The sequence below is a fragment of the Streptomyces sp. DSM 40750 genome (assembly GCF_024612035.1).
Classification (GTDB): Bacteria; Actinomycetota; Actinomycetes; order Streptomycetales; family Streptomycetaceae; genus Streptomyces.
Genome location: NZ_CP102513.1, coordinates 2,875,515 through 2,901,764, shown reverse-complemented (window position 1 = coordinate 2,901,764; position 26,250 = coordinate 2,875,515). Strand labels below are relative to the sequence as shown.

At 70.8% G+C, this 26,250-nt stretch carries 23 protein-coding genes; 15 read left to right on the top strand and 8 right to left on the bottom strand.

Annotated features, from left to right (window positions below; all coding sequences use genetic code 11):
* Window positions 1–5: 5 nt before the first annotated feature.
* Entirely contained in the window at window positions 6–749 is a 744-nt protein-coding gene (locus JIX55_RS12925) for an SRPBCC family protein (protein WP_257563450.1), read from the top strand.
* A 16-nt stretch (window positions 750–765) separates the two neighbouring features.
* Here JIX55_RS12925 and JIX55_RS12920 read toward each other — a convergent pair whose 3' ends face one another.
* Complete coding sequence (locus tag JIX55_RS12920) at window positions 766–2,589, bottom strand: endonuclease/exonuclease/phosphatase family protein (RefSeq protein ID WP_257563449.1); 1,824 nt, start codon at window positions 2,587–2,589, stop codon at window positions 766–768.
* A 479-nt stretch (window positions 2,590–3,068) separates the two neighbouring features.
* Here JIX55_RS12920 and JIX55_RS12915 point away from each other — a divergent pair, with 479 nt between their 5' ends.
* The 5 genes from JIX55_RS12915 to JIX55_RS12895 all read left to right on the top strand — a co-directional run bounded on the left by JIX55_RS12915 (window position 3,069) and on the right by JIX55_RS12895 (window position 10,358).
* Window positions 3,069–4,538, top strand: coding sequence for a hypothetical protein (locus tag JIX55_RS12915; protein ID WP_257563448.1), 1,470 nt, complete (start codon window positions 3,069–3,071; stop codon window positions 4,536–4,538).
* A gap of 375 nt (window positions 4,539–4,913) precedes the next feature.
* On the top strand, window positions 4,914–6,389 hold the full coding sequence (locus tag JIX55_RS12910; protein WP_257563447.1) for a PhoX family protein: 1,476 nt from the start codon (window positions 4,914–4,916) through the stop codon (window positions 6,387–6,389).
* Between the two features lie 494 nt (window positions 6,390–6,883).
* Complete coding sequence (locus tag JIX55_RS12905; RefSeq protein WP_257563446.1) at window positions 6,884–8,467, top strand: TROVE domain-containing protein; 1,584 nt, start codon at window positions 6,884–6,886, stop codon at window positions 8,465–8,467.
* Window positions 8,468–8,586: 119 nt separating this feature from the next.
* Window positions 8,587–9,312 carry a GntR family transcriptional regulator gene (locus JIX55_RS12900; RefSeq protein WP_257563445.1) on the top strand — a complete coding sequence of 242 codons (726 nt, stop codon included), beginning with the start codon at window positions 8,587–8,589 and terminating at the stop codon, window positions 9,310–9,312.
* Between the two features lie 26 nt (window positions 9,313–9,338).
* Complete coding sequence (locus JIX55_RS12895; RefSeq protein WP_257563444.1) at window positions 9,339–10,358, top strand: 1-aminocyclopropane-1-carboxylate deaminase; 1,020 nt, start codon at window positions 9,339–9,341, stop codon at window positions 10,356–10,358.
* A gap of 173 nt (window positions 10,359–10,531) precedes the next feature.
* On the opposite strand, the gene JIX55_RS12890 is transcribed toward JIX55_RS12895, so the two are convergent.
* The 3 genes from JIX55_RS12890 to JIX55_RS12880 all read right to left on the bottom strand — a co-directional run bounded on the left by JIX55_RS12890 (window position 10,532) and on the right by JIX55_RS12880 (window position 13,923).
* Window positions 10,532–11,761 carry a TerD family protein gene (locus tag JIX55_RS12890; RefSeq protein WP_257569315.1) on the bottom strand — a complete coding sequence of 410 codons (1,230 nt, stop codon included), beginning with the start codon at window positions 11,759–11,761 and terminating at the stop codon, window positions 10,532–10,534.
* Between the two features lie 273 nt (window positions 11,762–12,034).
* Entirely contained in the window at window positions 12,035–12,796 is a 762-nt protein-coding gene (locus tag JIX55_RS12885) for a DeoR/GlpR family DNA-binding transcription regulator (protein WP_257563443.1), read from the bottom strand.
* A 302-nt stretch (window positions 12,797–13,098) separates the two neighbouring features.
* Window positions 13,099–13,923, bottom strand: a complete 825-nt coding sequence (locus JIX55_RS12880) for an NAD-dependent epimerase/dehydratase family protein (RefSeq protein WP_257563442.1) — start codon at window positions 13,921–13,923, stop codon at window positions 13,099–13,101.
* 222 nt (window positions 13,924–14,145) lie between these two features.
* Between JIX55_RS12880 and JIX55_RS12875 the strand changes: the two genes are divergently transcribed.
* Both JIX55_RS12875 and JIX55_RS12870 read left to right on the top strand, forming a co-directional pair.
* Entirely contained in the window at window positions 14,146–15,090 is a 945-nt protein-coding gene (locus tag JIX55_RS12875) for a 5-dehydro-4-deoxyglucarate dehydratase (RefSeq protein ID WP_257563441.1), read from the top strand.
* Between the two features lie 44 nt (window positions 15,091–15,134).
* Window positions 15,135–16,301: a hypothetical protein gene (locus JIX55_RS12870; RefSeq protein WP_257563440.1), complete on the top strand. Its 1,167-nt coding sequence runs from the start codon at window positions 15,135–15,137 to the stop codon at window positions 16,299–16,301.
* A gap of 145 nt (window positions 16,302–16,446) precedes the next feature.
* On the opposite strand, the gene JIX55_RS12865 is transcribed toward JIX55_RS12870, so the two are convergent.
* From JIX55_RS12865 to JIX55_RS12850, 4 genes are all read right to left on the bottom strand, one after another.
* Window positions 16,447–16,887, bottom strand: coding sequence for an SRPBCC family protein (locus JIX55_RS12865; protein ID WP_257563439.1), 441 nt, complete (start codon window positions 16,885–16,887; stop codon window positions 16,447–16,449).
* Between the two features lie 87 nt (window positions 16,888–16,974).
* Window positions 16,975–17,313 carry an ArsR/SmtB family transcription factor gene (locus JIX55_RS12860; RefSeq protein ID WP_257563438.1) on the bottom strand — a complete coding sequence of 113 codons (339 nt, stop codon included), beginning with the start codon at window positions 17,311–17,313 and terminating at the stop codon, window positions 16,975–16,977.
* The gene (locus JIX55_RS12855; RefSeq protein WP_257563437.1) at window positions 17,310–17,774 is read right to left on the bottom strand and encodes an SRPBCC domain-containing protein; all 465 of its coding nucleotides are present in this window, start codon (window positions 17,772–17,774) and stop codon (window positions 17,310–17,312) included. Before JIX55_RS12855 ends, JIX55_RS12860 begins: the two co-directional genes overlap by 4 nt.
* Window positions 17,775–17,862: 88 nt before the next feature.
* Window positions 17,863–19,074: an MFS transporter gene (locus JIX55_RS12850; protein ID WP_257563436.1), complete on the bottom strand. Its 1,212-nt coding sequence runs from the start codon at window positions 19,072–19,074 to the stop codon at window positions 17,863–17,865.
* A gap of 165 nt (window positions 19,075–19,239) precedes the next feature.
* On the opposite strand from JIX55_RS12850, the gene JIX55_RS12845 reads away from it, so the two are divergent.
* The 7 genes from JIX55_RS12845 (at window position 19,240) to JIX55_RS12815 (ending at window position 26,248) form a co-directional block, all read left to right on the top strand.
* Window positions 19,240–19,842 carry a TIGR03086 family metal-binding protein gene (locus JIX55_RS12845; protein ID WP_257563435.1) on the top strand — a complete coding sequence of 201 codons (603 nt, stop codon included), beginning with the start codon at window positions 19,240–19,242 and terminating at the stop codon, window positions 19,840–19,842.
* Window positions 19,843–19,942: 100 nt separating this feature from the next.
* Complete coding sequence (locus JIX55_RS12840; protein WP_257563434.1) at window positions 19,943–20,692, top strand: MBL fold metallo-hydrolase; 750 nt, start codon at window positions 19,943–19,945, stop codon at window positions 20,690–20,692.
* Window positions 20,693–20,826: 134 nt separating this feature from the next.
* Window positions 20,827–21,498 (top strand): GntR family transcriptional regulator, encoded by a 672-nt coding sequence (locus JIX55_RS12835; RefSeq protein ID WP_257563433.1) that lies wholly within the window; start codon window positions 20,827–20,829, stop codon window positions 21,496–21,498.
* 112 nt (window positions 21,499–21,610) lie between these two features.
* Window positions 21,611–22,522 carry a dihydrodipicolinate synthase family protein gene (locus JIX55_RS12830; RefSeq protein WP_257563432.1) on the top strand — a complete coding sequence of 304 codons (912 nt, stop codon included), beginning with the start codon at window positions 21,611–21,613 and terminating at the stop codon, window positions 22,520–22,522.
* Window positions 22,510–24,240 carry an L-arabinonate dehydratase gene (gene araD, locus JIX55_RS12825; RefSeq protein ID WP_257563431.1) on the top strand — a complete coding sequence of 577 codons (1,731 nt, stop codon included), beginning with the start codon at window positions 22,510–22,512 and terminating at the stop codon, window positions 24,238–24,240. Before JIX55_RS12830 ends, araD begins: the two co-directional genes overlap by 13 nt.
* A 173-nt stretch (window positions 24,241–24,413) precedes the next feature.
* Window positions 24,414–25,349 carry a carbohydrate ABC transporter permease gene (locus JIX55_RS12820; protein ID WP_257563430.1) on the top strand — a complete coding sequence of 312 codons (936 nt, stop codon included), beginning with the start codon at window positions 24,414–24,416 and terminating at the stop codon, window positions 25,347–25,349.
* On the top strand, window positions 25,346–26,248 hold the full coding sequence (locus JIX55_RS12815) for a carbohydrate ABC transporter permease (protein WP_257563429.1): 903 nt from the start codon (window positions 25,346–25,348) through the stop codon (window positions 26,246–26,248). The genes JIX55_RS12820 and JIX55_RS12815 overlap by 4 nt, the downstream gene beginning before the upstream one ends.
* Window positions 26,249–26,250 lie beyond the last annotated feature (2 nt).

Here is a 26,250-nt window from a genome sequence, read left to right as displayed (position 1 = left end):
ACGTCATGTCCAAGGAATTCGAGATCGCCCGCGAGTTCGAGGTCGACGCCACGCCCGAGCAGGTGTGGGAGGCCGTCACCAGCGGTACCGGCGGCTGGCTGTGGCCGATGGAGGCGCCCGAGCCGCATGTCGGCGGCAAGGGTCCGTTCGGCTCAGAGGTCACCGCATGGGATCCGCCGCACCGGTACACCAACCGGGTCGAGGACGTCGAGGGGATCTCCGAGCAGACCGTCAACCAGCTCGACTACACGATCGAACCGCGCGACGACGGCCGGCGCGCCTGGGTGCGGTACGTGCACAGCGGCGTCTTCGTCGACGACTGGGACAACCAGTACGACGGCGCCGCCAAGCACACCGACTTCTATCTGCACACCCTGCGCCAGTACCTGACCCGCTTCGAGGGCCGGACGATCACCGCGTTCGCCACCTTCGACGGGCCCGAGACGTCCGGGGGCGCCGACGCGCTCACCACGGTCGGGCGGGCGCTCGGCCTCGCGGACGACACCGCCGAAGGGGCACGCGTCCAGGCCGAGGGCCCCGAGGGGCAGCTCCTCGATGCCGTGGTCGACTACCGCGACCCGTACTTCATCGGCCTGCGCACCGACGACGCCCTCATCCGCTTCTTCGGCCGCAACCACTGGGGCCACCGCGTCGGTATGAGCGTCCACGACTTCGCGCCGGGCGCCGACGCCGAGGCGGACGAGACGGCCTGGCAGGGCTGGCTGAACGGGGTGTTCAGCCGGCCCTGAGACCTTCGGGCGGGTGCTACGGCCGGAACCGCAGCACCTGCGGGTCGTGGTCGCTGATCTGGTCGTTGAACTCCGCGTTGATGTGCACGCTGTCGTACGTGAACTCGCAGGAGCGCCGGATCGAGGGGCTGATCAGGATCTGGTCGAGGACCTGGGCGTTGCCCTGGAAGACGTACGAGTAACGCTCGCTCTTCGGCAGCGACTTGAACGCCGACCACAGGGCGCCGTCGTCCTCCAGCAGCTCGGCGGTGTCGGAGAACTCGAAGTCGTTGATGTCGCCGAGGGTGATCACGTCCGCGTTCTTGTCCTTTGCCAGGATCTCCTTGACGAAGGTGTTCACGGCGGTCGCCTGCAGGTGGCGCTGGGTCTCCGAGCTTCGCTTCGGCGGCTGGAACTCCGAGTGCAGCGACTGGTCGCCGCCCTTGGAGGCGAAGTGGTTCGCGATCACGAAGACGGGCTTGCCGCGGAAGGAGAACTCGCCGACGAGCGGCTTGCGGCTGTTCGTCCAGGCGGCGTTCGCCGGGTCGATACGGCCGGGGGACACCGTCAGTCGCGCCTTGCCGTAGGACTTCGTCACGCCGACGGCGGTCGCGGCGTCACCGCCCGCGCGGTCCGTGAAGGAGACCCGCTCCGGGTTGAAGAGGAAGACCTGACGGATGTTGCCGCCGGGCTCGCCGCCGTCCGCGAGGTTCACCGGGTCGATGGACCGCCAGTCGTACGCCGGGCCGCCCGCCGCCGCGATCGCGTCGACCAGCTTCTTCACCGTCTGGTCGGCGGCGACCGTACCGTCGTTGGTGGCGCCGTTGTTGTCCTGGATCTCCTCCAGCGTCACGATGTCCGGCGACTGGAGGTTGTGCACGATCGCGGCCGCGTGGTCCGCGAAGGAGGCGTCCGACGGGTCCAGGTTCTCGACGTTGTACGTCGCCACCGCGAGTTCGCCGCGCGCCTGCTTGCGGGTCGTCTCGCGCTCCAGGCCGCCCTGCTGCAGGGTGGCGATCTTGTTGGCGACGAGCGTGTAGCCGCCGAACTGGTTGTAGTCCAGCGGGCCGGTCGTGGTGCCCTTCAGCACGTCACCGACGTTCGCCTTCGGGAAGTCGGCGACCGCGCCCAGCGACTGGATCTGCAGCCGGCCGGTGTTCTGCGAGGTGTAGGAGCCGTACACCGTGCCGCCGCGGCGGTTGGCGTTCTCCCGGGGCTTCACCGTCACCCACAGCTCGGTGAACGGGTCGGTGGCGCCCACCACACGGGTGTCGGCGACCTGGACGTTCATGCCCTCCACGGACTCGTAGAAGTCCAGGGCGTACGTGGCCGGCGCGAGCGTGAGGCCGTCGATCGAGCCGCCGTCGGCGGTGTCGCCTGCCGGGGCGTACCTGCCCGGCACCGACTCGGCGTCGATGACCTTCGCGGCCGGGACGGCGTTGCCCGTGGAGACCACCGTGATCGTCGGGCGGGTGATCTGTGTCACGGACTGGTTTCCGGACGAAGTGCCGCCCGGCACGAACTCGGAGACCGTGCCCGAGACCGTCACCGCGTCGCCCACCGAGACCGTCGGCCGGGAGCTGGTGAAGACGAAAACGCCCTCGCTCGTGGCCGGGTCGGCGTCCGCCTGGGGGTCCTGGATCCAGAAGCCGCGCGAACCGTAGGTGCGTACGCCCGTGACGACGCCCTCGACTCCGGTCACCTGCTGACCGGCGAGGGGGGACGTCCGGGTCGTGCCCTGGATGTCGTGGATGCGTAGGGAGTCCGCCTCGGCGGGCGAGGTCAGGACCACGGCGGACACCGTGGAGCAGATGGTGGCGACGGTCAGCGCGCCGATGCGCGCGGTTCTCTTGCTGGGCAAGGGGATCCCTCCGGGGACGTACGTGGGCGCCGGGACGAGGGTGGACGGGGGGTGGCCTGCGACCGGTGGGGCGGTGCGACGCGCGTAGAACTCCGACGATCTTCGACGAACGGCGGTGGTCGCGTCTGTGGGCGGCCCCGGAATCACTCCAGAGCTACCCGTGAGTTTCTACGCGCGTCAATCTCCTGCCTGGTCAGGGTAGTTGTCAAGGTTTCAGCCATGTCCCACTCCTGGCAGGTACATGAACCGGGCGGCATGGGTGGAAATCCGTCTAGGCTGAGCGGCTGCGTACTTGTACGGGTGCCGCGTGTGATCGGACCCCGCGTTCCGCCGTGATCGGATGCCGTGTTCCGCTCGTACCTGTGCACGTACGCGTAGGCGAATCGCGCACGGGTGCCACCTGTACCGGAGCGCCACCCTGAAGTGCTCGTCACGCTCGTCATGCTCGTCACCGCTCGTTTCCGAGGAGAACTCCGCCGATGTCAGACAGCTCGCCACTGCCGCCGGTGCGGCTTCTCCCCGAAGCGGAGCTGGCGCGGGAAGCGCTCGCCACACCGCTGCTCTCGCGCGCCGCGCGGCTCGCCCGCTGGGCCGGGCCCGACACGCGTGTGGGCGCCGGTGGCGATCTCGTCGACGAGCAGCTGCCCGCGGCCGCCGAGGCGCTCGGGCTCACCGGGGAGGGGGTCGACGGCGACGACGCGGCGGCCTCGGCCGGCGAGGCCTGGCGGGTGGCCGTGGACACCGGGCTCGTCGAGATCGTGAACCCGGATGAGGGGGAGGAGGGGACGGTCGTCACGGGCGAGGACCTCGCGCTCCTCACCTCCGGCGGCCCGCAGGACGTGCTCGGCATCTGGCTCACGGCCCTGGAAAGCGCGCTCGCCGACGCGAGCGTGCCCGACCTCGACGGCCTCGTCGGCGCCATGGACCCCGGTGGCGAGATCGACTTCTCCGAGCTGGGCTGGGACCCCGACGCCGAGGCGGAGTTCCTCGACGGGGTGCTCGGCAACCTGTACCTCCTCACCGTCGGCGAGGGCGGCCCCGCCGACGGGCCGGTGCCGTTGCCCGCGCTCGCCGCGTCGATGATCATCCCCGACGACATGGGGGAGCCCACCAACGACGTGCTGGAACAGGTGTCGGACGCGATGATGCGGCTCGACGACCAGTTCCGGGCGCTGGAGCCGGTCGGGCTGGTGGAGTACCAGCCCGTGGACGAGGCGCTGATGACGGACGCGGAGGAAGCCGCGGCCGCCGAGGGGCCGGGGGCTCGGGGCGTCGACGACACCGATGTCACCCGGTACGGCATGGTGCGGCTCACCCCGCTCGGGCTGTACGGGATGCGGGCGCGGCTCCAGGAGGCGGGCATTTCCGCGCCCGTGGTCGGGGCCCTCGCCGACAAGGGCGCGGACACGCTGCTGGACGGCACCGCCGGGTTCCCGCCGGCGGCGGCCCACGCCGAGACCGAACAGTGGCTTGCCCGCCGGGAGTCGCTGGACGCGGCCCGCGAGCTGCTCGCGGCCGCGCGCGGCTCCGACCCGGGCGCGCCACTGCGGCGGCTGCGCTGCCAGCAGGCGCTGTCCCTGGTCGGGCCCGTGGCCGAGCCCGCGCTGCGCGAGGTTCTCGACGATCCCGAGCTGGGCGGGCTCGCGCGCGTCTGGCTGGCCGAGCGGGGTGCCTCGGACGTGCCCGCGCCGTCGGAGGCCATGGTCTTCTGGCTGACCATCGACACGGTCGCCGCGCAGCTGGCGGCCGAAGGGAACTCCGCGGAGCTGCGGGCGCTGGTGGAGGGGCTGGCGGCGCAGCACGGCGGGTTCTTCGCGGCCGCCTGGCGGGTGGACCATCCGGCCACGGCCGATGTGTTGGAGGCGATGGGGCGGATCCATCCCGACAAGAGGGTGGCCAAGGAGGCTCGTAAGGCGGCGTTCAAGGCGCGATCGCAACGGGCTGAGTGACGTAGGGCGCCCAGTAGCTCGGGTTGTGCTGCGGTTGTGGCGGGTGCGGGTGGGTTGTGGTTGCTCGCACAGTTCCCCGCGCCCCTGAAAGACACGGCCCTGCGGGCCGAAAAGCACGGGGCGCAGCCCCTGCTTTTCAGGGGCGCGGGGAACTGCGCGACCAGCCCCCACTCACCCGCACCCGCTCCACAACCTGATCCACCCGAGTTCTCATGCGCCAAGGGGTCGAAGGGGCACAGCCCCATGACGGGTTCATCGAAGCGTAGGGGCGCGCTTCGCCCCCCGTTCAACCCGTGTTCAGCCGTGGACGGGACAGTTCGGGCGCGTAACACGGGTCCGCCCCCCCACGGTCATCCACCGCACGCAGGAGACAGCATGTCGCTCACCCGCAGGGACTTCGCCAGACGATCCGCGGCCACCGGGGCCGGTGTCGCTCTGGCCGGCAGCGTAGGCGCACTCGCCACCGCGCCGAACGCCCTCGCGTCGACGGACACGGAGACCGACAACGACGGCACGACCGACAGCACCACCGAGGGCGGGGCGGACCGCCACAGTGGAGTCGGATACGGGCCGCTCGTTCCCGACCCCGACGGCATCCTGGCGCTGCCCGCCGGGTTCAAGTACCGCGTCATCACGTACAGCGGCAGGACCAAGCTGGAGTCGGGCGAGTACACGCCCTCCAACCACGACGGTACGGCCACCTTCGCCGGCCCGCGCGGCGCCACCCTCCTCGTCAACAACCACGAGCTGAAGGGCCCCCGGGCCAACTGGCAGTACCCGGTGCCGCTCGCCGAGGGCCTCGTCTACGACCCGGCCGCGTCCGGCGGCTGCACGGTCGTCGAGGTCCGCCGCGACGGCCAGGTCGCCGAGTGGGTCGGCATCGCCGGCACCTCCACCAACTGCGCGGGCGGCAGCACCCCGTGGGGCACCTGGCTGACCTGTGAGGAGAACTCCGACAAGGCCGGCGTCAACGGCATGACCAAGGACCACGGCTACGTCTTCGAGGTCGACCCCATCGACCGTCGCGCCAACCGTGACCCCAAGCCGCTGAAGTTCTTCGGCCGCTACGACCACGAGGCCGTCGTCATCGACCCCAGGCGCGGCCACGCCTACCTCACCGAGGACGCCTCGAACCCCAACGGCCTCTTCTTCCGCTGGACCCCGCCGAAGGGCTTCGAGTACGGCCCCCGCAAGTTCCGTGAGCTCGCCGACGACGCGGGTGTCCTCCAGGCGCCCAAGTGCTTCGACTCCGGCGGCAAGTTCGTCGACGACCTCTCCCGCGCCACGAAGATCGGCACGGTCTACGGCGTCGACTGGGTCGACGTCCCCGACCGCGACGCGAAGACCGTCGCCGTCCGCAAGCAGTTCGGCACCGGCGAGATCACCCGCGCCCGCAAGCTGGAGGGCATGTGGTGGGGCGACGGCGGCGCGTACATCGTCTCCTCGTACGCCCGTGCGGAGAGCCCCGGCGCCGCGCACGACGGCCAGGTCTGGTTCTACGACCCCAAGCGCCGCACCCTGACGCTGAAGGTCCTGCTCGGCGTCAACCCCGACCCGTCCGTCGACGGCGCCTTCGACGGCCCCGACAACATCACCGTCTCCCCGTACGGCGGCATCATCCTCGCCGAGGACGGCGAAGGCGTCTCGCACCTCTTCGGCGCGACCGACAGCGGCCGTACGTACCCCATCGCCCGCAACGACCTCAACGTCGGCACCGAAGAGGAGCCCGACTACGCCGAGTTCTGCGGCGTCACCTTCTCGCCCGACGGCAAGACCCTGTACGCCAACATCCAGAAGCCGGGCATCCTGCTCGCCATCACGGGTCCGTGGAAGCGGCAGAAGCGCGGCTGAACCTCGAAGCCGTACCCCTCGATTTAATTCGTTCGCTCGACCCGCGGTTCGCCTCCTAGAGTCTTTCTTGTCCAGGTGCGAAGGCAGGACCTACTTCCACTCATAATGGGGCGGCCGCGGGTTCGAGTCCCGCCACCGGTACAACGCGCCGGTGTAGCTCAGGGGTTAGAGCACCTACGTCGGTTCCGCCGGCTTCGATCTCTGGACACCCAAAACTTCATGCACCTCCCGGTGCGATGTCTGATCTCGGGGAGGTGCAGCAGATGGTGGGTGCCCGGTGCGCAGGCAGCGGATACTTCGGGAACTGGTGGGGATGACTCCTCGTGCGGGTTCGAATCCCGTCATCGACTTCTGGTCGGTGTGGCGGAACGGAAGACGCGCCAGTTATAAGCAACCTTCGCCGATTTCGACCTCGGGCACCCTCCTTTTGCTGCGCCTCCCTCCGAAACAACCATTCCACGCACGAAGTGCTGGCGAATTCGGGGGAATTCATCATGGCGCGATTCAACACGAAGGCCACCAAGGCGCAGCCCACCTCGCGGGTCACCTCGACGGGGCGCGTGCTCCGTACGTACGAGGGCGGCCGAGGCCGTGAGCGGGACGAGCGCTCGGAACTGTTCCTGCTGTCGATCGCCAACTTCGTCGCGCAGAAGACCTTCTACGAGAGCGGCGAGGGCCGGGACGACCGGTTCGCCGCGCTCGTACGCCGGCTCGCCGTCACCGACCCGGCGTGGACGGCCGGCCTGCTCGGCTGGCTGCGCGGCGAGGGCAACCTCCGTACGGCCTCGATCGTGGGCGCCGCCGAGTACGTGAAGGCACGGCTCGACGCGGGGGCCACCGACGGACCCACCAACCGTCAGGTCATCGACTCGGTGCTGCGGCGCCCGGACGAGCCCGGCGAGCTGCTCGCCTACTGGACCTCGCGGTACGGCCGCAACATCCCCAAGCCGGTGAAGCGGGGCGTCGCCGACGCCGTACGACGGCTCTACAGCGCCAAGTCGCTGCTGAAGTACGACACGGCGTCCAAGGGCTACCGCTTCGGCGACATCCTGAACCTGGTGCACGCGGCGCCGGACCCGGACAAGCCGTGGCAGGGGGACCTGTTCCAGTACGCCCTCGACCGGCGCCACAACCCGGACACGGCGGTGGTGCCCAGGTCGCTGCCCGTGCTCGCGGCCCATCGTGACCTGATGGCGCTGCGGCCGGCGAAGCGGCGCCGGGTCGTCACCGGCGCGGGCGGCGCGCGGCGGCTCGCCGACGCGGGCATCACCTGGGAGGCGCTGGCGGGCTGGCTGCAGGGGCCGATGGACAAGGCGGCCTGGGAGGCCGTCATCCCGTCCATGGGTGCCATGGCCCTGACGAGGAACCTGCGGAACTTCGACGAGGCGGGCGTCTCGGACGAGGTCGCGGCCCAGGTGGCTGCCCGGATCAGCGACCCGGCGGAGGTGGCACGGTCGCGGCAGTTCCCGTTCCGCTACCTCTCGGCGTACCGGCACGCGCCCTCGCTGCGCTGGGCGTACCCGTTGGAGCAGGCGCTCGGCCACTCGCTGGCCAACGTGCCCGCGCTGCCCGGCCGGACCCTGGTCCTGGTCGACCGCTCGGGCTCGATGTTCTACTCGCGGCTGACCGACCGCTCGTCGCTCACGTACGCCGACGCGGCGGCGATCTTCGGCACGGCGCTCGCGCTGCGGGCGGCGGACGCGGATCTCGTCGAGTTCGGGAGCACGAGCAAGCCGGTGGAGTTCCGCAAGGGCGAGTCGGTGCTGAAGGTCATCGGCCGGTTCGGCGACCTGGGCGGCACCGACACGACCGAGGCCGTCCGCCGGCACTACCGGACGCACGACCGGGTGCTGATCGTCACGGACGAGCAGGCGACGTACAGCCACTACGGCGACCCGACCGCGCGGGTCCCGGTCGACGTACCGGTCTACACCTGGAACCTCGCCGGGTACCGGGCGGGCCACGGCCCTTCCGGAAAGGCGAACCGCCACACCTTCGGCGGCCTTTCGGACGCGGCTTTCCGGATGGTCCCGCTGCTCGAGGCGGCGCGGGACGCCGACTGGCCGTGGGTCGGTTGAAGAACTCGGTTGAAGAACGCCGGCGACTGTCGTCCGGCGGTGAGTGTGGCCCGTATCCCAGTGGGGGTACGGGCCACACTCTTGTTCGGGGGCTCTGCTGACATCTAACATGTCAGTCCATGGAGGCCATACGACCGGTGAGCCGCACCCTGCTCAGGGACCGCGCCTACCAAGCCATCCGGGACGCCATCGTGGCCGGGGAGATCGAGCCCGGTGCGGTGGTGCGCGACGCCGAGTTCGCCGAGCTGCTGGGGCTGTCGCGGGCGCCGGTGCGGGAGGCGTTCTCGCGGCTGGTGGACGAGGGGCTCCTGGAGAGCAAACCGCAGAGCTACACGCGGGTCACGGCCGTCGTCGCCGCCGATGTGCGGGACGCGGCGGCCGTGGTCGGCGCCATGCACGAGCTGGCCACCCGGGTCGCCGTACCCCGGCTGTTCGCGGCGGACGTCGAGACGATGCGCTCGGCCAACGAGCGGTTCGCGGCGGCCGTCCACGCGGGCGACGTCGACGCCGCCCTGGTCGCCGACGACGAACTGCACGACGTCCTGGTCCGGGTGAGCGGCAACCGCGCGGCCGCCGCCACCATCGCCCGCTACACCCCGCTCATCCGCCGGCTGGAGCGACGTCGCTTCGGTGAGGGCGGCAACTGCCGCTCGGCCGGACTGCACGAGCAGCTGATCGAGGCCTGCGCGGCCGGTGACACGGACGAGGCGGTCCGGGTCACGGCGGAGATCTGGCGCGGCCTGGCCGCGCTCGTCGACGAGCGCGCCGACGAATCCGCCGACGAGGCCGTCGAGGAACCCGGCGCCGAGGCCGTGGACGAGGCCGTCCTCGAAGCGGACCACTGACCCACTCCACCCCGGGAGGACCCGACGTGTCCCTTTCTTCCTTCGAGCGCTACCCGCTCCTCTTCGGTCCCTCACCGGTCCACCCGCTGGAGCGCCTCACCGCCCACCTCGGCGGCGCCTCGGTCTGGGCCAAGCGCGAGGACTGCAACTCCGGTATCGCGTACGGCGGCAACAAGACCCGCAAGCTGGAGTACCTCGTCGCGGACGCGCTCGCCCAGGGCTGCGACACCCTCGTCTCCATCGGTGGCGTGCAGTCCAACCACACCCGCCAGGTCGCCGCCGTCGCCGCCCGCGCCGGGCTCAAGTGCGTTCTTGTCCAGGAGAGCTGGGTCGACTGGCCCGACGCCGTCTACGACAAGGTCGGCAACATCCTGATCAGCCGCCTGGCCGGCGCCGACGTACGGCTTGTCCGGGCCGGCTTCGGCATCGGCTTCAAGGAGAGCTGGGAACTGGCGCTCAGGGAGGTCGAGGAGAACGGCGGCAAGCCGTACGCCATCCCGGCCGGCGCCTCCGACCACCCCCTCGGCGGCCTCGGCTTCGCCGGCTGGGCGTACGAAGTCGCCGACCAGGAGCGGGAGTTGGGCGTCTTCTTCGACACGGTGATCGTGTGCTCGGTGACCGGATCGACCCAGGCGGGCATGGTCGCCGGGTTCGCCGCGCTGGAGGAGGCGGGCGGACGGCCGCGCCGGGTGCTCGGCATCGACGCCTCGGCGAAGCCGACCGCCACGCGTGAGCAGATCGCCCGTATCGCGCAGAACACCGGGCAACTCATCGGTGTCAAGGGTGAGTTGACGGTGGCCGATGTCGAGCTGGACGAGCGCTACCACGGGGGGATCTACGGCGTCCCGGACGACGCCACCCTCGTGGCGATGCAGCTCGCCGCGCGCACCGAGGGCATGATCACCGACCCCGTGTACGAGGGGAAGTCGATGGCCGGGATGATCGACCTGATCGAGCGCGGTGAGATCGGGACGGAGTCCACCGTGCTGTACGCCCACCTCGGCGGGCAGCCCGCGCTGAACGCGTACAGCGGGGTGATCGAGTGAGGTCGGAGGCGCTGCTCCGGGGCTGACCCGGCTCGCCACCGGCTCCGGCAGCGGACTCGCCCGATGCCGATGAACGGGAGGCGCGGCGCGTCTGCGTCCTGTTGTCCTCCCGGTCGGTCGGGCACGCGCCGGGCGCCCCTCCTCGGGGGCGCCCGGCGTTGCGTATGTGTGCCTCAGAGTGACTGGGCCGCCGGCTTCACCATTCCCCTGACCGTGCGGGACTTCACGAAGTCGCCCATCGCGGTCATCTCCCACTCGCCGGAGAACTGCTTGATCAGCTTGGCCATCATGACGCCGGTCTGGGCCTCGGCGCTGGTGAGGTCGAAGCGGACCAGTTCTTCGCCGGTGGCGGCGTCGAGGAGGCGGCAGTAGGCCTTGGCGACCTCGGTGAACTTCTGGCCGGAGAAGGAGTTGACCGTGAAGACCAGGCCGGTGACCTCCTGGGGGAGGCGCCCGAGATCGACCACGATCACCTCGTCGTCCCCGCCGCCCTCGCCGGTGAGGTTGTCACCGGAGTGCTTGATGGCGCCGTTGACGATGGAGAGCTTGCCGAAGTAGCAGCTGTCGATGTGGTTGCGCTGCGGGCCGTACGCGATGACCGACGCGTCCAGGTCGATGTCCTTGCCCCGGTACGCCGGCTCCCAGCCGAGGCCCATCTTGACCTGGGAGAGCAGCGGGCGGCCGCCCTTGACCAGGGAGACCGTCTGGTTCTTCTGGAGGCTGACGCGGCCCTTGTCCAGGTTGATCTTCCCGGCGCCGGGTGCGGGGGCCGCGGGTGCGGCCGGAGGGGCGGCGGGGGCCGGGGGCGCCGTGACACGCGGGTCCAGGGGCGGGGCCGGCGGGGCCACAGGGGGCTGCATGGTGGGGACGGGCGGGGCGACGGGAGTGGTCTGTGCCGGGGCCGGGGCGGGTTCCTCCACCGTGACGCCGAAGTCCGTCGCGATGCCCGCGAGGCCGTTCGCATACCCCTGGCCGACCGCGCGGGCCTTCCACGCGCCGTTGCGCAGATAGATCTCCACGATCACCACGGCCGTCTCCGTGCTCAACTGCGGCGGGGTGAACGTGGCGATCACCGAGCCGTCCGCCGCGTTGCGGATCGTCGCCGTCGGTTCGACGCCCTGGAATGTCTGGCCCGCCGCGTCCGGGCTCGCCGTGACGACGATCTTCTCGATGCCGGGGGGGACGGCCGTCGTGTCCACCGTGATCGAGTCGGGGGTCGTACCGCCGCCGGAGCGGTACGTCACGCCCGGGCCGGTCGGCTGGTTGTAGAAGATGAAGTCGTCGTCCGAGCGCACCTTGCCGTCTGCGGTGAGCAGCAGGCCCGATACGTCGAGCCGCACCGGGGCGGCGACGTCCACCGCGACGCGGGGGGCGGGCAGCGGGATGTTCGAGCCGGGGGTCATAGCGGTCATGCCGGGTGAACGATTCAGGCCGCTTTACCGTTCCCTTACCGAGTGGGTCGGGGGGCCGTTCGGGGGTGCGGGTGGGTGGGGGCTGGTCGCGCCCGCGGGGCGGAGCCGCATATCGATACAGCCCCGCGCCCCTGAAAAGCAGGGGCTGCGCCCGTGCTTTTCGGCCCGCAGGGCCGTGGTCTTCAGGGGCGCGGGGAACTGCGCGAGCAACCACATCCCACCCGCACCCGCCGTACGACCCTTGGCAGAGCGGATCGGTGGCTTTCAGACTCGGGTGACCTGGGGGCCCAGCAGCGCGTACCGGTGGGCCTCCGCTGTCGGCAGCAGTGTGCTCGTGACGATCGCGTCCAGGTCGCTCACCTCGGCGAACCGGCAGAAGCTGACCGCGCCGAACTTGGTGTGGACGCCCGCGAAAACCGTGCGCCGGGAGGCGCGGATCGCCTGGGCCTTGACCTCGCTGACGGCCGGGTCGGGGGTGGTGAGGCCGTGGTCGCGGGTGATGCCGTTGGCGCCGATGTACGCCAGGTCGATGACGAAACCGGCCAGCATCTTCGTCGTCCAGTGGTCGACGGTCGCGAGGGTGCCGGGGCGCACCCGGCCGCCGAGCAGCAGCACGGTGGTGGTGCCGGCCTCGGCGAGCGCGCCCGCGGTGGCGAGGGAGGCGGTGACCACGGTCAGCGGCCGGTCCCGGGGGAGGGCCTCGGCGATGAGCTGCGGGGTGAAGCCCTCGTCGACGAAGACCGTCTCCGCGTCTCCGAGCAGTTCGGCCGCCGCGGCCGCGATACGGCGCTTCTCGGGCACATGGCTGGTCGCGCGGAACGCGAGCGTCGTCTCGAACCCGGCGCTCTCCACGGGATACGCCCCGCCGTGCGTACGGCGGACCAGCCCGTGGTCCTCCAGGGCGCGCAGATCACGCCGTACGGTCTCCTTCGCCACGCCCAGTTCGACGGCCAGCTCGGCCACGTCGACCGCACCCGTGCGGCGGGCGGCCCGGACGATCTCGCGTTGCCTCTCTTCCGCGCTCATGGCCGACACCCGCTCTCCCTCGCCGTAGTGCTGCCCGTTCGGGCCCGGTGGGGGCCTCGACGCAAGTTCTACAGCGGGTGCGCGGCGCCGACCAGGCCTGTTGCGCGACTGATGAGGCCCGCCCCGGACCGTTTCGCACGGCTGTGTCCCGTCGCGGCCCGTCGCGGACCCGGGACGGACGTGGGATCGGGCAGCGGGCGGGCCCGGATACGGGAGCGGGCGGGCCCGTTCGGTGCCCGCCCGCTCCTTCCGTACGACGTACGGCCCTCGTTTCCCGTACGACGTACGAACCCGTGCCCCCGTCAGTACGGCCAGATCGGCGGGTCGCTCACGAAATGGCCGCCCAGATTGGCGTGCGCCTCGTTCCCGGGGTCCAGCTCGCCCTGCTCGGCGATCAGCTTTTCGGCGTACGGTTCGGAGTCGTCCTGCGGCTCGTAGCCCAGCGCGCGGGCGGTGGAGAGGTCCCACCACAGGCGGGTGTTGGCGGAGGAACCGTAGACGACGGTGTGGCCGACGTGCTCGGCGGTCAGGGCCGCGTCGAAGAGGCGGGCGCCGTCGGCCGGGCTCATCCAGAGCGAGAGCATGCGGACGCTGGTGGGCTCGGGGAAGCAGGAGCCGATGCGGACGGAGACCGTCTCCAGGCCGTGCTTGTCCCAGTAGAACTGGGCCAGGTCCTCGCCGAAGGACTTGGACAGGCCGTAGAAGGTGTCCGGGCGGTGCGGGGTGTCGACCGGGATCAGCGCGCCCGGATCGAGGGGTGCTTCCCCCTGCGGGCGGGGTGTGTAGCCCACCGCGTGGTTGGAGGAGGCGAAGACGATACGGCGCACGCCCTCCTCGTGGGCGGCCTCGTACAGGTGGTACGTCCCCTCGATGTTCGCCTTCAGGATCTTCTCGAAGGAGGCTTCCAGGGAGATGCCCGCGAGGTGGATGATCGCGTCGACGCCCCGCACGGCCTCGCGCAGGGCCGCCTTGTCGGCGAGGTCGGCGGTGATCGCGTCCGGCTCGCCCTCGATGGGCAGCATGTCCAGGAGACGCAGTGCGTAGCCGTGGGCCGGGAGCAGCTCCCGCATCAGGGTACCGAGTCCACCGGCGGCGCCGGTGAGCAGAACGGTGCGGGGAGCGGGCATCCGCGGATCTCCTTGCATCGCCATCTGTGCACGTGGGCGTCCGGCATTCACATTCGTGGACACGCTAGGGAGTGGGGGTCCCGTGCGTCAAGTGTGACGCGGCGGCGGGAAATCGCTGGTGCGGTGGGGGTTACCCGGCTTGACCGGCCCCAAGGGGGCGCCTTAGCGTGCTTCTGTTCAGAAATGTAAACACTGATCAGCGACATGGACATGGGAGAGCCCGTGACGTCAGCCCCTCTCGCCGCCCGGCTCAGGGTCCCCAGCGGACCGCTGTTCTTCCCCGTCACGGCGTACGGGCCGGACGGCACGATCGACCTCGACGCCTATCGCGCGCACGTCCGCCAGGGGGTCGAGGCAGGGGCCGCCGCCGTCTTCGCCTGCTGCGGCACCGGCGAGTTCCACGCGCTCACGCCCGAGGAGTTCCAGGAATGCGTACGGGCGGCCGTCGTGGAGACGGCCGGCCGGGTGCCCGTCGTGGCCGGCGCGGGCTACGGCACCGCCCTCGCGGTGCGCTACGCGCGCCTCGCCGAGGAGGCCGGCGCCGACGGGCTGCTCGCCATGCCGCCGTACCTCGTCGTGGCCGCCCAGGAAGGACTCCTGCGGCACTACCGGCAACTCGCCGCGGCCACCTCCCTCCCCGTCGTCGTCTACCAGCGCGACAACGCCGTCTTCACGCCGGAGACGGTGGTCGAACTGGCCCGCACGGAAGGGATTGTCGGCCTCAAGGACGGCGTCGGCGACCTCGACCTGATGCAGCGGATCGTGAGCGCGGTGCGCGCCGAGGTACCGGGGTCCGGCGACTTCCTCTACTTCAACGGCCTGCCGACCGCCGAACTGACCCAGCCCGCCTACCGCGCCGTCGGGGTCCCCCTGTACTCCTCGGCCGTCTTCTGCTTCGTACCGGAGATCGCCCTGGCGTTTCACCGGGCGATCGGCGCGGGAGACGATGCGATCGTGGAACGGCTGCTCGACGGGTTCTACCGCCCCTTCGTCGAACTCCGCGCCCAGGGACGCGGCTACGCCGTGTCGCTGGTCAAGGCCGGGGTACGGCTACGGGGGCTGGACGTGGGAGAGGTCCGGCCGCCGCTGCACGAGCCGGCGGCGGAACACGTCAAGCAGCTGGGCCAGTTGATCGAGCGCGGCTACGCGCTGCTCGCGGAGTCCTGACAGCACACGGAGTCCGCGAGGCACGAGGAGTACGAGGAGGGCAAGTGAAGGCGTCGACGTTCGTCTACCCCTGGGACGTCAACGGGGATCCGGCCGCCGCGGAGCGCATCGCGGGGCTGGGCGTGCGGCAGGTGACGCTCGCCTCCGCGTACCACTCCACGCGCGCGCTCACCCCCCGCCACCCCCGGCAGCGCATCGTCACCGCCGAGCACGCGGCCGTGCTGTATCCGCCGGGGGCGCGTTGGGAGGGCCGTACGCTGCGGCCGTACGCGGCCGGGGAGTGGGCGCCCGGCGACGCGTTCGGGGAGGCGGCCGAGGCTCTGGCGGCGGCCGGTCTGGAGGTGCACACCTGGGTGGTTCTCGCCCACAACTCGCGCATGGGCGCCGAGCATCCCTCGACCTCCGTGGTCAACGCGTACGGGGACCGCTATCCGTGGGCACCGTGTGTCGCGCAGGAGGCGACGCGTGAGTACCTCGTCGATCTGGCGGTGGAGGCGGCGGTCCGGCCGGGCGCGCGCGGCACGGAACTGGAATCACTCGGCTGGTACGGCATCTCCCACCTCCACGCCCACGACAAGACGGGCGGGGTCGGGCTCGGGGACGCAGGGCAGTACCTGATGTCGCTGTGCTTCTGCGGGACCTGCCGCGACGGCTACGCCGGGGCCGGGCAGGACCCCGACGCGCTGGCGGCGGCCGTCCGTGAGGCGCTGGAGCCGTTGTGGCGGGGCGAGGGCGTCGACGAGGGCTGGCCGGCCGTGGAGAAACTTCTCGGCGCGGAGCGGGCGGCGGGTACACGGGTGTGGCGCGACGCGATCGCGCGCTCGCTGCAGGAAGCGGCTGTCACGGCGGTACGGGCCGCCGCACCCGAGGGGTTCCAGGTACTGCTGCACGCGGATCCGGTGACGTACCACTGCGGGGCGAACCCCGGGGTCGACCCCGCGCACATCCTGGGCGTGGCGGACGGTGTCGTCGTGCCGTGCGCGGGCGGACCGGGTCTGCTTCCGGCCTTCGCGGAGGCCGGGTCGGAGGGCGCCGTGCTGGCCGCCAACTTCGGCATCGTGTCCGGGATGGGCGGCAGTCCGGTCACGCTGGCCGAGGACGCGGGGCGGGCGGCGGAGCTGGGGGCGACGGAGCTGCGGCTTTACCACGCGGGGCTGGCGTCCGACCAGGATCTTGTGGCTGTGCGGGAGGCGTTGACGGCGGTGGGTTGACCTGCGTGTTTCGCCCCCGCCGCCCCTCCTCGTTCCCGTCTCGGCGCGGTTCCCCGCGCCGAGAGGCGAGACGAGAGGGGGCGGCGGGTGTACAGGCCGGGTTCGAGGCCTCTTGAATGCCCGATGCCCGATGCCCTGGCGGGGGCTAGTGCCAGTTGCTGATCTTGACGTCGTGCGGCGCGGGCTCTCCCTTGCCGGTTTCGACCAGCTTCTTGAGACTCATCAGGAACGTCGCCCATTTGGTGCTGCAGTGGTACATGAACTCCACCGGCTCCTTCCAGCCTTCGTGCCGGAACAACACGATCGTGAAGCCGTCCTCCTGCTTGAGCTCGAAGCGGATCTGCGTGCCGATCCACTCCTCGGGGCCGTCGACGACCTCCCAGACCACGCGCCCGGCGGGCTCAGCCTCCAGGACCTTCATGTCGAAACCGCCGGCCTCGAAGCGGAACCGGAGGACTCCCCCGACGTCGCCGTCGCCGTCCGTGTCCTGCGTCCACCAGCTCGCCAGCCCGTCGACCGTGGTCAGGGCGGCGTGGACGGCCTCGGGAGACGACGTGATTCCGATCCTGTGCAGGATGTCCACCATCTCGATACCTCTTCTCGTGTCGGCGCCCGCATTCGGGCGCGGTTCATCAGCGCCGCATCGGATGTGGCGGCGTTCGGTCGTGAGGAGTCATCCCTCTTGGCTGCGCTGGATCGCCTCGGCGATCCGCTTGATGCGATGCAGCCGGGCGTCCCAGCGGGCCCCGACCGACGACAGTTGCGCGACCGCGCGGGCGAGTTGGGCCTCGTCCACCTCGTAGAGGCGCTCACGTCCGGACGGTGTGACGTGGACCAGTCCGACCCGGTGGAGTACGCCGAGGTGTTTGGCGACCGCCTGCCGCGTGACCGGTAGCTGCTCACTGAGCGTGGTCGCCGTCCCGCCGCTGTCGGCCAGCAGCAGGTCGAGCATCCGCCGCCGGGTAGGGTCCCCCACCGCCGACCAGAGTTCGTCGTCGATGGTGACGCTCATGGCGTCGACACCAGCCGGGCGACGTACGTGACGAGGCGGGGCAGGAAGTGGTCCCAGCCGGTGACGTGCTCGCGGTACTGCTCCTCGAGCACGGCCGCCTCCCAGCCCTTCTCCCGGAACCCCGCCTCGCTGAAGCGCAGCAGCGTGCCCCCGCCCGACGGGACCAGTTCGAAGGTCACCAGGAGCGAGTTGGCCGACTCCGCGGCCTCAGCCTCGTCGTACACCCACCGGAAGGAGAACCGCCGGGGCGGGTCGGCCTCGATCACCGTGAGCGGCACGGCCTTCGCGTCCGGTGTGGCCCTGTCGCCGAACCAGATGACCCCGGTGGCGCCGGGCGCCGGCTTGAGCTCTGCTTCGTCCGGCCACCACTCCCGGAGGTGTTCTGGCCTGCTGACGACCTCGTAGACCACCTCGGGCGTGGCTTCGATGTAGAGCTCCCGCTCGATGCTGCCGTACTCCATCTCGCGCTCCCGTCCTTTCGCAACCTTTGGTTGCATGTGACTCTAGGGCCTCGCTCCGGAACGCGCAACCATGAGTTGCTCGAAGGGTTCACCGGCAGCGATGGCGCAGCAGTCGGGCCGCCGCCAGAACGAATCCCGCCGCCACCGCCACCAACAGCACCTGGAGGTTGATCAGTTCCACCAGTCCCGCGCCGATCGCCATCCCGACGGCGGTCGGGGCGAACAGCAGGGTGTGGGCCGTGGCGGTGGTGCGGCCCAGCCGCTCGGGCGGGGTTTCGCGCTGGACCGTGGTGAGCGTGGCGGTCAGGACGCAGGGGAGGCCGAGGCCGATCGCCGCGCTGCAGGCCAGGGTGAGGGTGTCGTTCGGGATCGCGCGGAGGGCCACCGCCGATCCCGTCAGGGCGATGCCGTACGCGGCGAAGGGGAGTTCGCCGAGGCGGCGCAGGAGTGGGCCCGTGGCCAGGCCGATGGTGATCGAGCCGATGCCCTGGGCGACGTAGAGGAGCCCTGTGTGGGCGGGGGAGCGGCCCAGGGACTCGACCACCGCGTAGATCAGGGCGCCGTTGATCCCGGAGAGCAGCATGGTCGTGGCGCCGGCCAGGACGAGGGGGCGTAGGCGGTTGTCGGCGAGCAGGCGGCGGGCGCCTTCGGCGGTGCGGGCGCGTGGGCCCGGGGTGGACCGTTCAAGGGAGTGGGGTTGCGTCTTCCCTGCCCGCACCCGCACCCGCACCAACCCGTATATCCCCGCCGCCGCGACGAACGTCACCGCGTCCAGCAGTGCCACCGCCGCCCCGCCGTACACCGCGTACAGCCCCGCCCCGGCCAGCGGGGCCAGCAGCTTCATGCTCTCGTTGGCCGTCATGCGCAGGCCGTTGAAGTCGCCGAGGAGGGACGGGTCGACCGCTGTGGCGACGAGGGCCGACTCGGCCGCGTCGGCGACGACGCCTGCCGCTCCGTAGACGAGGAGGACCGTGTAGAGGAGCCACAGGTCGCCGGGGGTGTCGACGGCGAAGAGGGTGAGGAGGAGGGCGGCCAGGCCCAGGTGGGTGGCGATGAGGAGGGCGCGGCGGGCGGGGCGGTCCGCGAGGGTGCCCAGGAGGGGGCCGGCCAGGACCGGGGCCCACAGGGCGAACGTGCACAGCGCCGCCAGCGCGTCCGAGCCGGTGAGGTCCTTGACCCAGACGCCCGCGACCAGCCACATCGCCGACGAACCGAGGCCCGAGACCACCACTGCGGCCAGGTACGGCCCCGCGTCGCGGTCCCGGAGGACGCGCGTCGTCGTCCATGGCGTGGATGTCATGGCTGGTGATCGTGGCGCTAAGGCCCCGCCGTACGGATCGGGCGGATGCCCTAGGAATCGTCGCCGGGAGGAGTGGGTGCGTGGCGAGCGATGAGTTCTCGGGGCGCCGAAGGTCTACCGGACAAGGGAGACACACAACTCCGGCACGCCTCCAGGGAGCACCGCATGACCGACCACGGCTCGACCGACTCGACCCCCCTCGACCTCGCCCCCCAGGCCCGTGTCGTCGCCCGCCTCACCCAGGCCGTGCGCGACGACCAGCTCTCCGACTCCACTGCGTGCCCGGAGTACGCCGTGCACAACCTCCTCGGGCATCTGCTCGGTCTCGCCATCGCCTTCCGTGACGCGGGCCGGAAGGACCTGGGTCCCACGACGGACACCGATCCGCAGGCGGCGGTGCCGGACATCGGGCCGGGCTGGCGCGAGGAGCTGCCTCAGGTGCTCGACGAGCTCGCCGAGGCCTGGCGCGACCCCGCCGCCTGGACGGGTGAGACCCGGGCGGGCGGGGTGTCGCTGCCGGGGGCCGTCGCCGGTGCCGTGGCGGTGGACGAGCTGGTCGTGCACGGCTGGGACCTCGCCCGGGCCACCGGACAGGCGTACGAACCCGATCCGGCGGCTCTCGCGGCGACGCACTCCTTCCTCGCCGCGGCGGTCGACGACCCCGGGCGCGGCGAGATCTTCGACCCCGTGGTGCCGGTGCCGGACGACGCGCCGCTGCTGGACCGGGTGATCGGTTTGAGCGGACGTGATCCGTTCTGGAAGCCCTAGGGACCCAAAAGCCCTAGGTTCTGCAAGCCGGAGGAGCGTCCACGAGACAGAACGCTCAAACGCGGCGCGCGCCCCCGCCCGCGTCCGTACGCTCCCGAGCATGCCCCTGAGCCTCACCGTCCTCGGCACCGCCTCACCGCATCCCGGTCCGGGCCGGCCCACCTCCGGTTATCTGCTGCGCGGCGGGGGCGCCGAGGTATGGGTGGACGCGGGGTTCGGGACCTTCGCCGAGTTGCAGCGGCACACGGATCCCACCCGGCTCACGGCGATCTGGATCTCCCATCTGCACGCGGACCACAGCGCCGATCTGGTGGCCGCGATGTACGGGTTCGCGTACGGCGGCCTCACCCTGCCCGCGCCGCTGCCCGTCTACGCGCCGGGCGCCTGCGCACAGCGCCTGGCGGGCTTCTTCGGGCGGCCGGACACCACGTTCCTGGACGGGGTGTTCGACTTCCGGCCCCTGTACGACGGCCATACGGTCCGGCACTGGAACCTCACCCTCACCGCCCGCGCCGTCGTCCACGACGTGGAGGCGTACGGGCTGCGCGCCGAGTGCCAGGGGCGGGTGTTCGCCTACTCCGGGGACAGCGGTCCGTGCGAGGCGCTGTCCCTGCTCGCCGGCAGCGCCGACCTGTTCCTGTGCGAGGCGGACGTCGACACGCATCGCGAAGGCGAACCCCGGGTGCATCTCACGCCGGAGGAGGCCGGGACGTACGCCAAGGGCGCGAGCCGGCTGCTCATCACACATGTGGGTCCCACGCTGACGCCGGAGGGGGCGACCGGGCGGGCCGCCGTGGTCTTCGGGGGTCCCACCGAGAGCGCGCGTGAGGGCGACACCAAGATCGTGTGACGGCAACCACACATTCTTTTGTCAGAAGCATTGACGAAACACGGGGCCCCTCCTACCTTCAACGCGTCGTACTTCGTACGTCATATATGAGACGCGATATGGGAGATCCCATACGTGAGATCCGAGAGGCGCGCATGACCTCTGTGCCCACGCCGATCCCGTCCCGCACGCAGTTCGTGCTGGAGGGGATCAAACACCGCATCCTCACCGGGCAGTTGACGCCGGGTCAGGCCCTGGTCGAGACCGAGCTGGCCGCGCAGTTCGGGGTCTCCAAGACGCCCGTGCGCGAGGCGCTCAAGACGCTGGCCGGGACCGGTCTCGTCGTGATGAACCAGTACAAGGGCGTCACGGTACGCATGGTGGACGCGGACATGGCGCGCGAGGTCTACGACGTACGGCTGCTCCTGGAGCCGGAGGCCCTGCGGCGCTCCGTGCGCCGCGGTACCTCGTGGAACGCGGCGAGCTCCGCGCTGACCAGGGCCGACGAGGCCACGGACACCGCCGAACGGTCGCTGGCCAACCGGGAGTTCCACCGCGCGCTGTATGTGCCGTGCGGCAATCCGCTGCTCGGCCGGATGCTCGACGAGGTGCGCGACCAGGCGGCGCTCGTCTCGGCCGTCGCCTGGGCCGCCGACCCCTCCTGGGAACGGGAGGCCGCCGAGCACCGGGAGATCCTGCGGCTCGCCCTCGACGGAGACGCCGACGGCGCGGCCGCCGCCCTGCACGCGCACATCGCCTCCTTCGTCGAACGGGCCTTCCCCGAGGCCCACGAGGCGGACGAAGCCGGGAACACCCGCCAGACCTAGGGCGCCCGCGAGCCCCGACGACCCGCACGGCCCAGCAAGCCCCAGAGTCCACGAGGCCCAGTAAGCCGCGAAGCCCAACAGCCTCCGCAGTCCTCGAAGAGGAAGGTCATCAATGAGCAGCGTGACGTTCGAGACCCAACGGACGGCTCTGGCCGACGTGGTGGCCATCCCGGTGACTCCGTTCGCCGAGGACGGCACCGTCGACCAGGGCGCCCACCGGGCCCTGCTGCGTCGGCTGCTCGACGGCGGGATCACCACCCTCACCCCGAACGGCAACACCGGCGAGTTCTACGCCCTCACCCCCGAAGAGCGCCGGCTGGTCACGGAGTCGACCATGGACGAGGTCGGCGACCGGGCCGTGCTCCTGGTCGGCGTCGGGCACGACGTGCCGACCGCGATCGCCTCCGCCCGGCACGCCCGCGAGGTCGGGGCCCAGATGGTGATGGTCCATCAGCCCGTCCACCCGTACGTCTCACAGGGCGGCTGGGTCGACTACCACCGGGCGATCGCCGAGGCCGTGCCCGAGCTGGGGGTCGTGCCCTACATCCGCAACGCGCAGCTCACCGGCGCCCGCCTCGCCGAACTCGCCGACACCTGCCCGAACGTGATCGGGGTCAAATACGCCGTCCCGGACGCCGCGCGCTTCGCCGCCTTCGCCCGCGACGCCGGGCTCGAACGCTTCGTGTGGGTGGCCGGGCTCGCCGAACCGTACGCGCCCTCCTACTTCTCGGCCGGCGCCACCGGCTTCACCTCGGGGCTGGTGAACGTCGCCCCCGCCGTTTCGCTGAACATGATCGAAGCGCTTCGGTCGGGTGACTTCCCGGCCGCCATGAAGGTCTGGGAGCAGATCCGCCGCTTCGAGGAGCTGCGCGCCGCCAACGGCTCCGCCAACAACGTGACCGTCGTCAAGGAGGCCCTCGCCTCCCTCGGCCTCTGCCGCCGCGACGTCCGGGCCCCCAGCAAGCAGCTGCCCGAGGACGAGCGCGCCGAGGTCGCCGCCATAGCCGCCGGGTGGTCGATGTGAAGAAGCCGGAAGAACTCAGAAGCCACCAGTGGTACGGCACCGACGGCCTTCGCTCCTTCAGCCACCGCGCCCGCACCCGGCAGCTCGGCTATCTCCCCGAGGAGCACCTCGGCAAGCCGGTCATCGCGATCCTCAACACCTGGTCGGACATCAACCCCTGTCATGTGCACCTCCGTGATCGCGCGCAGGCGGTCAAGCGGGGCGTGTGGCAGGCCGGCGGTTTCCCGCTGGAGTTCCCGGTGTCGACGCTCAGCGAGACCTTCCAGAAGCCGACCCCGATGCTCTACCGCAACATGCTCGCGATGGAGACCGAGGAGCTGCTGCGCTCGTACCCGGTCGACGGGGCCGTGCTGATGGGCGGCTGCGACAAGTCCACGCCCGCGCTTCTCATGGGGGCGGCCAGCGTCGACCTGCCGGCCGTGTTCGTGCCCGCCGGGCCGATGCTGCCGGGCCACTGGCGCAACGAGGTCCTCGGCTCCGGCACCGACATGTGGAAGTACTGGGACGACAAGCGCGCCGGGCTCATCGGCGACTGCGAGATGACCGAGCTGGAGTCCGGCCTCGCCCGTTCGCCCGGTCACTGCATGACGATGGGTACGGCGTCCACGCTCACCGCCGCCGCCGAGGCGCTGGGAGTCACGGTCCCGGGCGCGTCCAGCATCCCGGCCGTCGACTCCGGGCACGACCGCATGGCCGCCGCCGCCGGGCTCAGGATCGTCGAACTGGTCCACAAGGACCGGAAGTTGAGCGACATCCTGACCGCCGAGGCCTTCGAGGACGCCGTCACCACCGTCCTCGGACTCGGCGGCTCCACCAACGCGGTCATCCACCTCATCGCCATGGCCGGCCGGGCGGGCGTCAAGCTCACCCTCGACGACTTCGACCGCATCGCCCGTACGGTCCCGGTGCTGGCCAACGTCCGGCCCGGCGGCCGGACATACCTGATGGAGGACTTCCACTTCGCGGGCGGCCTCCCGGGGTTCCTGTCCCGGATCACCGACCTGCTCCACCTGGACCGGCCGACCGTCTCGCACGACACGATGCGCGAGCAGCTCGACGGCGCGCTCGTCCACAACGACGACGTGATCCGGACCCGCGACAACCCGGTCGCCACCGAGGGCGGAGTCGCCGTCCTGCGCGGCAACCTCTGCCCGGACGGCGCGGTCATCAAGCACATCTCGGCCGAGCCGCACCTGCTGAAGCACACCGGGCCCGCGGTCGTCTTCGACGACTACCGGACCATGCAGCGGACCATCAACGACCCGTCCCTCGACATCACCGCCGACAGCGTGCTCGTGCTGCGCAACGCCGGACCCAAGGGCGGCCCGGGCATGCCCGAGTACGGGATGCTGCCCATCCCCGACCACCTGCTGAAGCAGGGCGTACGGGACATGGTGCGGATCTCCGACGCCCGGATGAGCGGGACGAGTTACGGCGCCTGCGCCCTGCACGTCGCGCCCGAGTCGTACGTCGGTGGCCCCCTCGCCCTCGTACGCACCGGCGATTCGATCACCCTCGACGTCGACCAACGCCTCCTCCGACTCAACGTGGACGACGAGGAGTTGGAGCGCCGCCGGGCGGAGTGGACACCGCCGCCCACCCGGTACGAGCGCGGCTACGGCGCGCTCTACAACGACCAGATCACCCAGGCGGACACCGGCTGCGACTTCGAGTTCCTGGCCAGACCCGGCAAGGTACCGGACCCGTACGCGGGCTGAACGACCCGATCCCGGGCCCCAAAAGGGGCGCGGGGAACCGCGCGACCAGCCAGAACGCACTCGCACACGCCACACGACCGCACGAGGTACCCCGTATCGCGCAATCCAGCACACCCCTGCACAGCGAGAAAGCGCTTCCTGCACGACGACGTACCAGAAACGGAGCCCCAGTCATGGCCCAAGCCGCAGCCGTGGCGAAACCGCCCGCGCCACCCCGGCGGCGCCGTGCCTCCGCGACCCCGCGCAGGCTGCCCTACCTGCTGATCGCCCCGGCCGCCCTGCTCATGCTGGGCTTCATCGCCTACCCGGTCATCAGCGTCTTCTACTACAGCCTGCAGAACTACAACCCCACCAAGCCCTGGCGGAACGGCTTCGCCGGCTTCGACAACTTCGTCCACGCCTTCACCGAGGACCCGCTGTTCTGGGACACCCTGGTCTTCAGCGCGAAGTGGGTGGTCGTCGAGGTCTCGCTCCAGCTGCTGTTCGGGCTCGCTCTCGCGCTCATCGTCAACCAGACGTTCGTCGGGCGAGCGCTCGGCCGCGCGCTGGTCTTCTCGCCCTGGGCCGTCTCCGGTGTGCTGACCTCCGCGATCTGGGTGCTCCTCTACAACTCCCAGACGGGCATCACCCGTTACCTCGCGGACATGGGCGTCGGTGAGTACGGCACCAGCTGGCTCTCCGACACCTCCACCGTCTTCTCGGCGGCGGTCGTCGCCGACCTGTGGCGCGGTGTCCCCTTCTTCGCGATCCTCATCCTCGCCGACCTCCAGTCCATCTCGAAGGACCTGTACGAGGCCGCCGAGGTCGACGGCGCCAGCCGCGTCCGGCAGTTCGTGCACATCACACTGCCGCACCTGAAGGACGCGATCATCCTCTCCACGCTGCTGCGCGCGGTGTGGGAGTTCAACAACGTCGACCTGCTCTACACCCTGACGGGTGGCGGACCGGCGGGAGAGACGACAACCCTCCCGCTCTACATCGCCAACACCTCCGTCGACGCCCACAACTTCGGCTACGCGTCCGCCCTGACCACGGTCGCGTTCGTGATCCTGCTCTTCTGCTCGATGGTCTATCTGCGGCTGAGCAAGTTCGGAGGCGAGTCCAAGTGATCACCAAGGACGCCGAGAAGGTCGCTCCGATGCGGACCGCGCCCGCGGCCGAGGAGCCCCCGCAGCGACCGGGCAAGGTCCGCCGCGCCTGGGACGAGGTGCCGCGCTGGCAGATCTATCTGCCGCTCTCGATCTACCTCGTCTTCACCCTCGTCCCCTTCTACTGGATCCTGCTCTTCGCGCTGCGCAAGCCCGGCTCGACCTCGCTCGTGCCGTGGCCGATCACGTTCGAGCACTTCGAGAAGGTGTGGAACGAGCGGAGCTTCGGCACCTACTTCCAGAACAGCGTCCTGGTCGGTGTCGCCACCCTGCTGATGACCACGCTCGTCGCCCTGGCCGGCGGCTACGCCCTCGCGCGCTTCGACTTCAAGATCAAGAACGCGTTCATGCTGGCGCTGCTGTGCTCCCAGTTCGTACCGGGCGCACTGCTTCTCGTCCCGCTGTTCCAGATCTTCGCCGAGCTGCAGATGATCAACTCGCTCGGCAGCGTCATCCTCGCCGAGACGGTCTTCCAGCTACCGCTGTCGATCATCCTGATCAGCAACTTCATCAAGAACGTGCCGTACTCGCTGGAGGAAGCGGCCTGGGTGGACGGCTGCAACCGCTTCACCGCGTTCCGGGTGGTCGTGCTGCCGCTGCTGCGGCCGGGCCTGATCGCGGTCGGTTCCTTCGCCTTCGTGCACTCCTGGAACCACTTCCTGTTCGCCCTGATGTTCCTCAGCAACCAGGAGAAGCAGACCATCCCGGTCGGCCTCAACACCCTGCTCAGCGCGGACAGCGTCGACCTGGGCGCGCTGGCGGCCGGCGGCATCATCGCCGCCGTACCGGTGGTCATCGTCTTCGCCTTCATCCAGAAGTGGCTCATCACGGGCTTCAGCGCCGGGGCGGTGAAGGGATGAGC

Excerpts from the sequence above, each read along its gene's own strand:
- JIX55_RS12915 (WP_257563448.1), top strand. The coding sequence starts at position 3,069 with ATGTCAGACAGCTCGCCACTGCCGCCGGTGCGGCTTCTCCCCGAAGCG.
- JIX55_RS12925 (WP_257563450.1), top strand. The coding sequence starts at position 6 with ATGTCCAAGGAATTCGAGATCGCCCGCGAGTTCGAGGTCGACGCCACG.
- JIX55_RS12885 (WP_257563443.1), bottom strand. The coding sequence starts at position 12,796 with ATGAGCGCGGAAGAGAGGCAACGCGAGATCGTCCGGGCCGCCCGCCGC.
- JIX55_RS12830 (WP_257563432.1), top strand. The coding sequence starts at position 21,611 with ATGAGCAGCGTGACGTTCGAGACCCAACGGACGGCTCTGGCCGACGTG.
- JIX55_RS12855 (WP_257563437.1), bottom strand. The coding sequence starts at position 17,774 with ATGGAGTACGGCAGCATCGAGCGGGAGCTCTACATCGAAGCCACGCCC.
- JIX55_RS12900 (WP_257563445.1), top strand. The coding sequence starts at position 8,587 with ATGGAGGCCATACGACCGGTGAGCCGCACCCTGCTCAGGGACCGCGCC.
- JIX55_RS12865 (WP_257563439.1), bottom strand. The coding sequence starts at position 16,887 with ATGGTGGACATCCTGCACAGGATCGGAATCACGTCGTCTCCCGAGGCC.
- JIX55_RS12860 (WP_257563438.1), bottom strand. The coding sequence starts at position 17,313 with ATGAGCGTCACCATCGACGACGAACTCTGGTCGGCGGTGGGGGACCCT.
- JIX55_RS12880 (WP_257563442.1), bottom strand. The coding sequence starts at position 13,923 with ATGCCCGCTCCCCGCACCGTTCTGCTCACCGGCGCCGCCGGTGGACTC.
- JIX55_RS12890 (WP_257569315.1), bottom strand. The coding sequence starts at position 11,761 with ATGACCCCCGGCTCGAACATCCCGCTGCCCGCCCCCCGCGTCGCGGTG.
- JIX55_RS12840 (WP_257563434.1), top strand. The coding sequence starts at position 19,943 with ATGCCCCTGAGCCTCACCGTCCTCGGCACCGCCTCACCGCATCCCGGT.
- JIX55_RS12850 (WP_257563436.1), bottom strand. The coding sequence starts at position 19,074 with ATGACATCCACGCCATGGACGACGACGCGCGTCCTCCGGGACCGCGAC.
- JIX55_RS12820 (WP_257563430.1), top strand. The coding sequence starts at position 24,414 with ATGGCCCAAGCCGCAGCCGTGGCGAAACCGCCCGCGCCACCCCGGCGG.
- JIX55_RS12910 (WP_257563447.1), top strand. The coding sequence starts at position 4,914 with ATGTCGCTCACCCGCAGGGACTTCGCCAGACGATCCGCGGCCACCGGG.
- JIX55_RS12835 (WP_257563433.1), top strand. The coding sequence starts at position 20,827 with ATGACCTCTGTGCCCACGCCGATCCCGTCCCGCACGCAGTTCGTGCTG.
- JIX55_RS12845 (WP_257563435.1), top strand. The coding sequence starts at position 19,240 with ATGACCGACCACGGCTCGACCGACTCGACCCCCCTCGACCTCGCCCCC.
- JIX55_RS12905 (WP_257563446.1), top strand. The coding sequence starts at position 6,884 with ATGGCGCGATTCAACACGAAGGCCACCAAGGCGCAGCCCACCTCGCGG.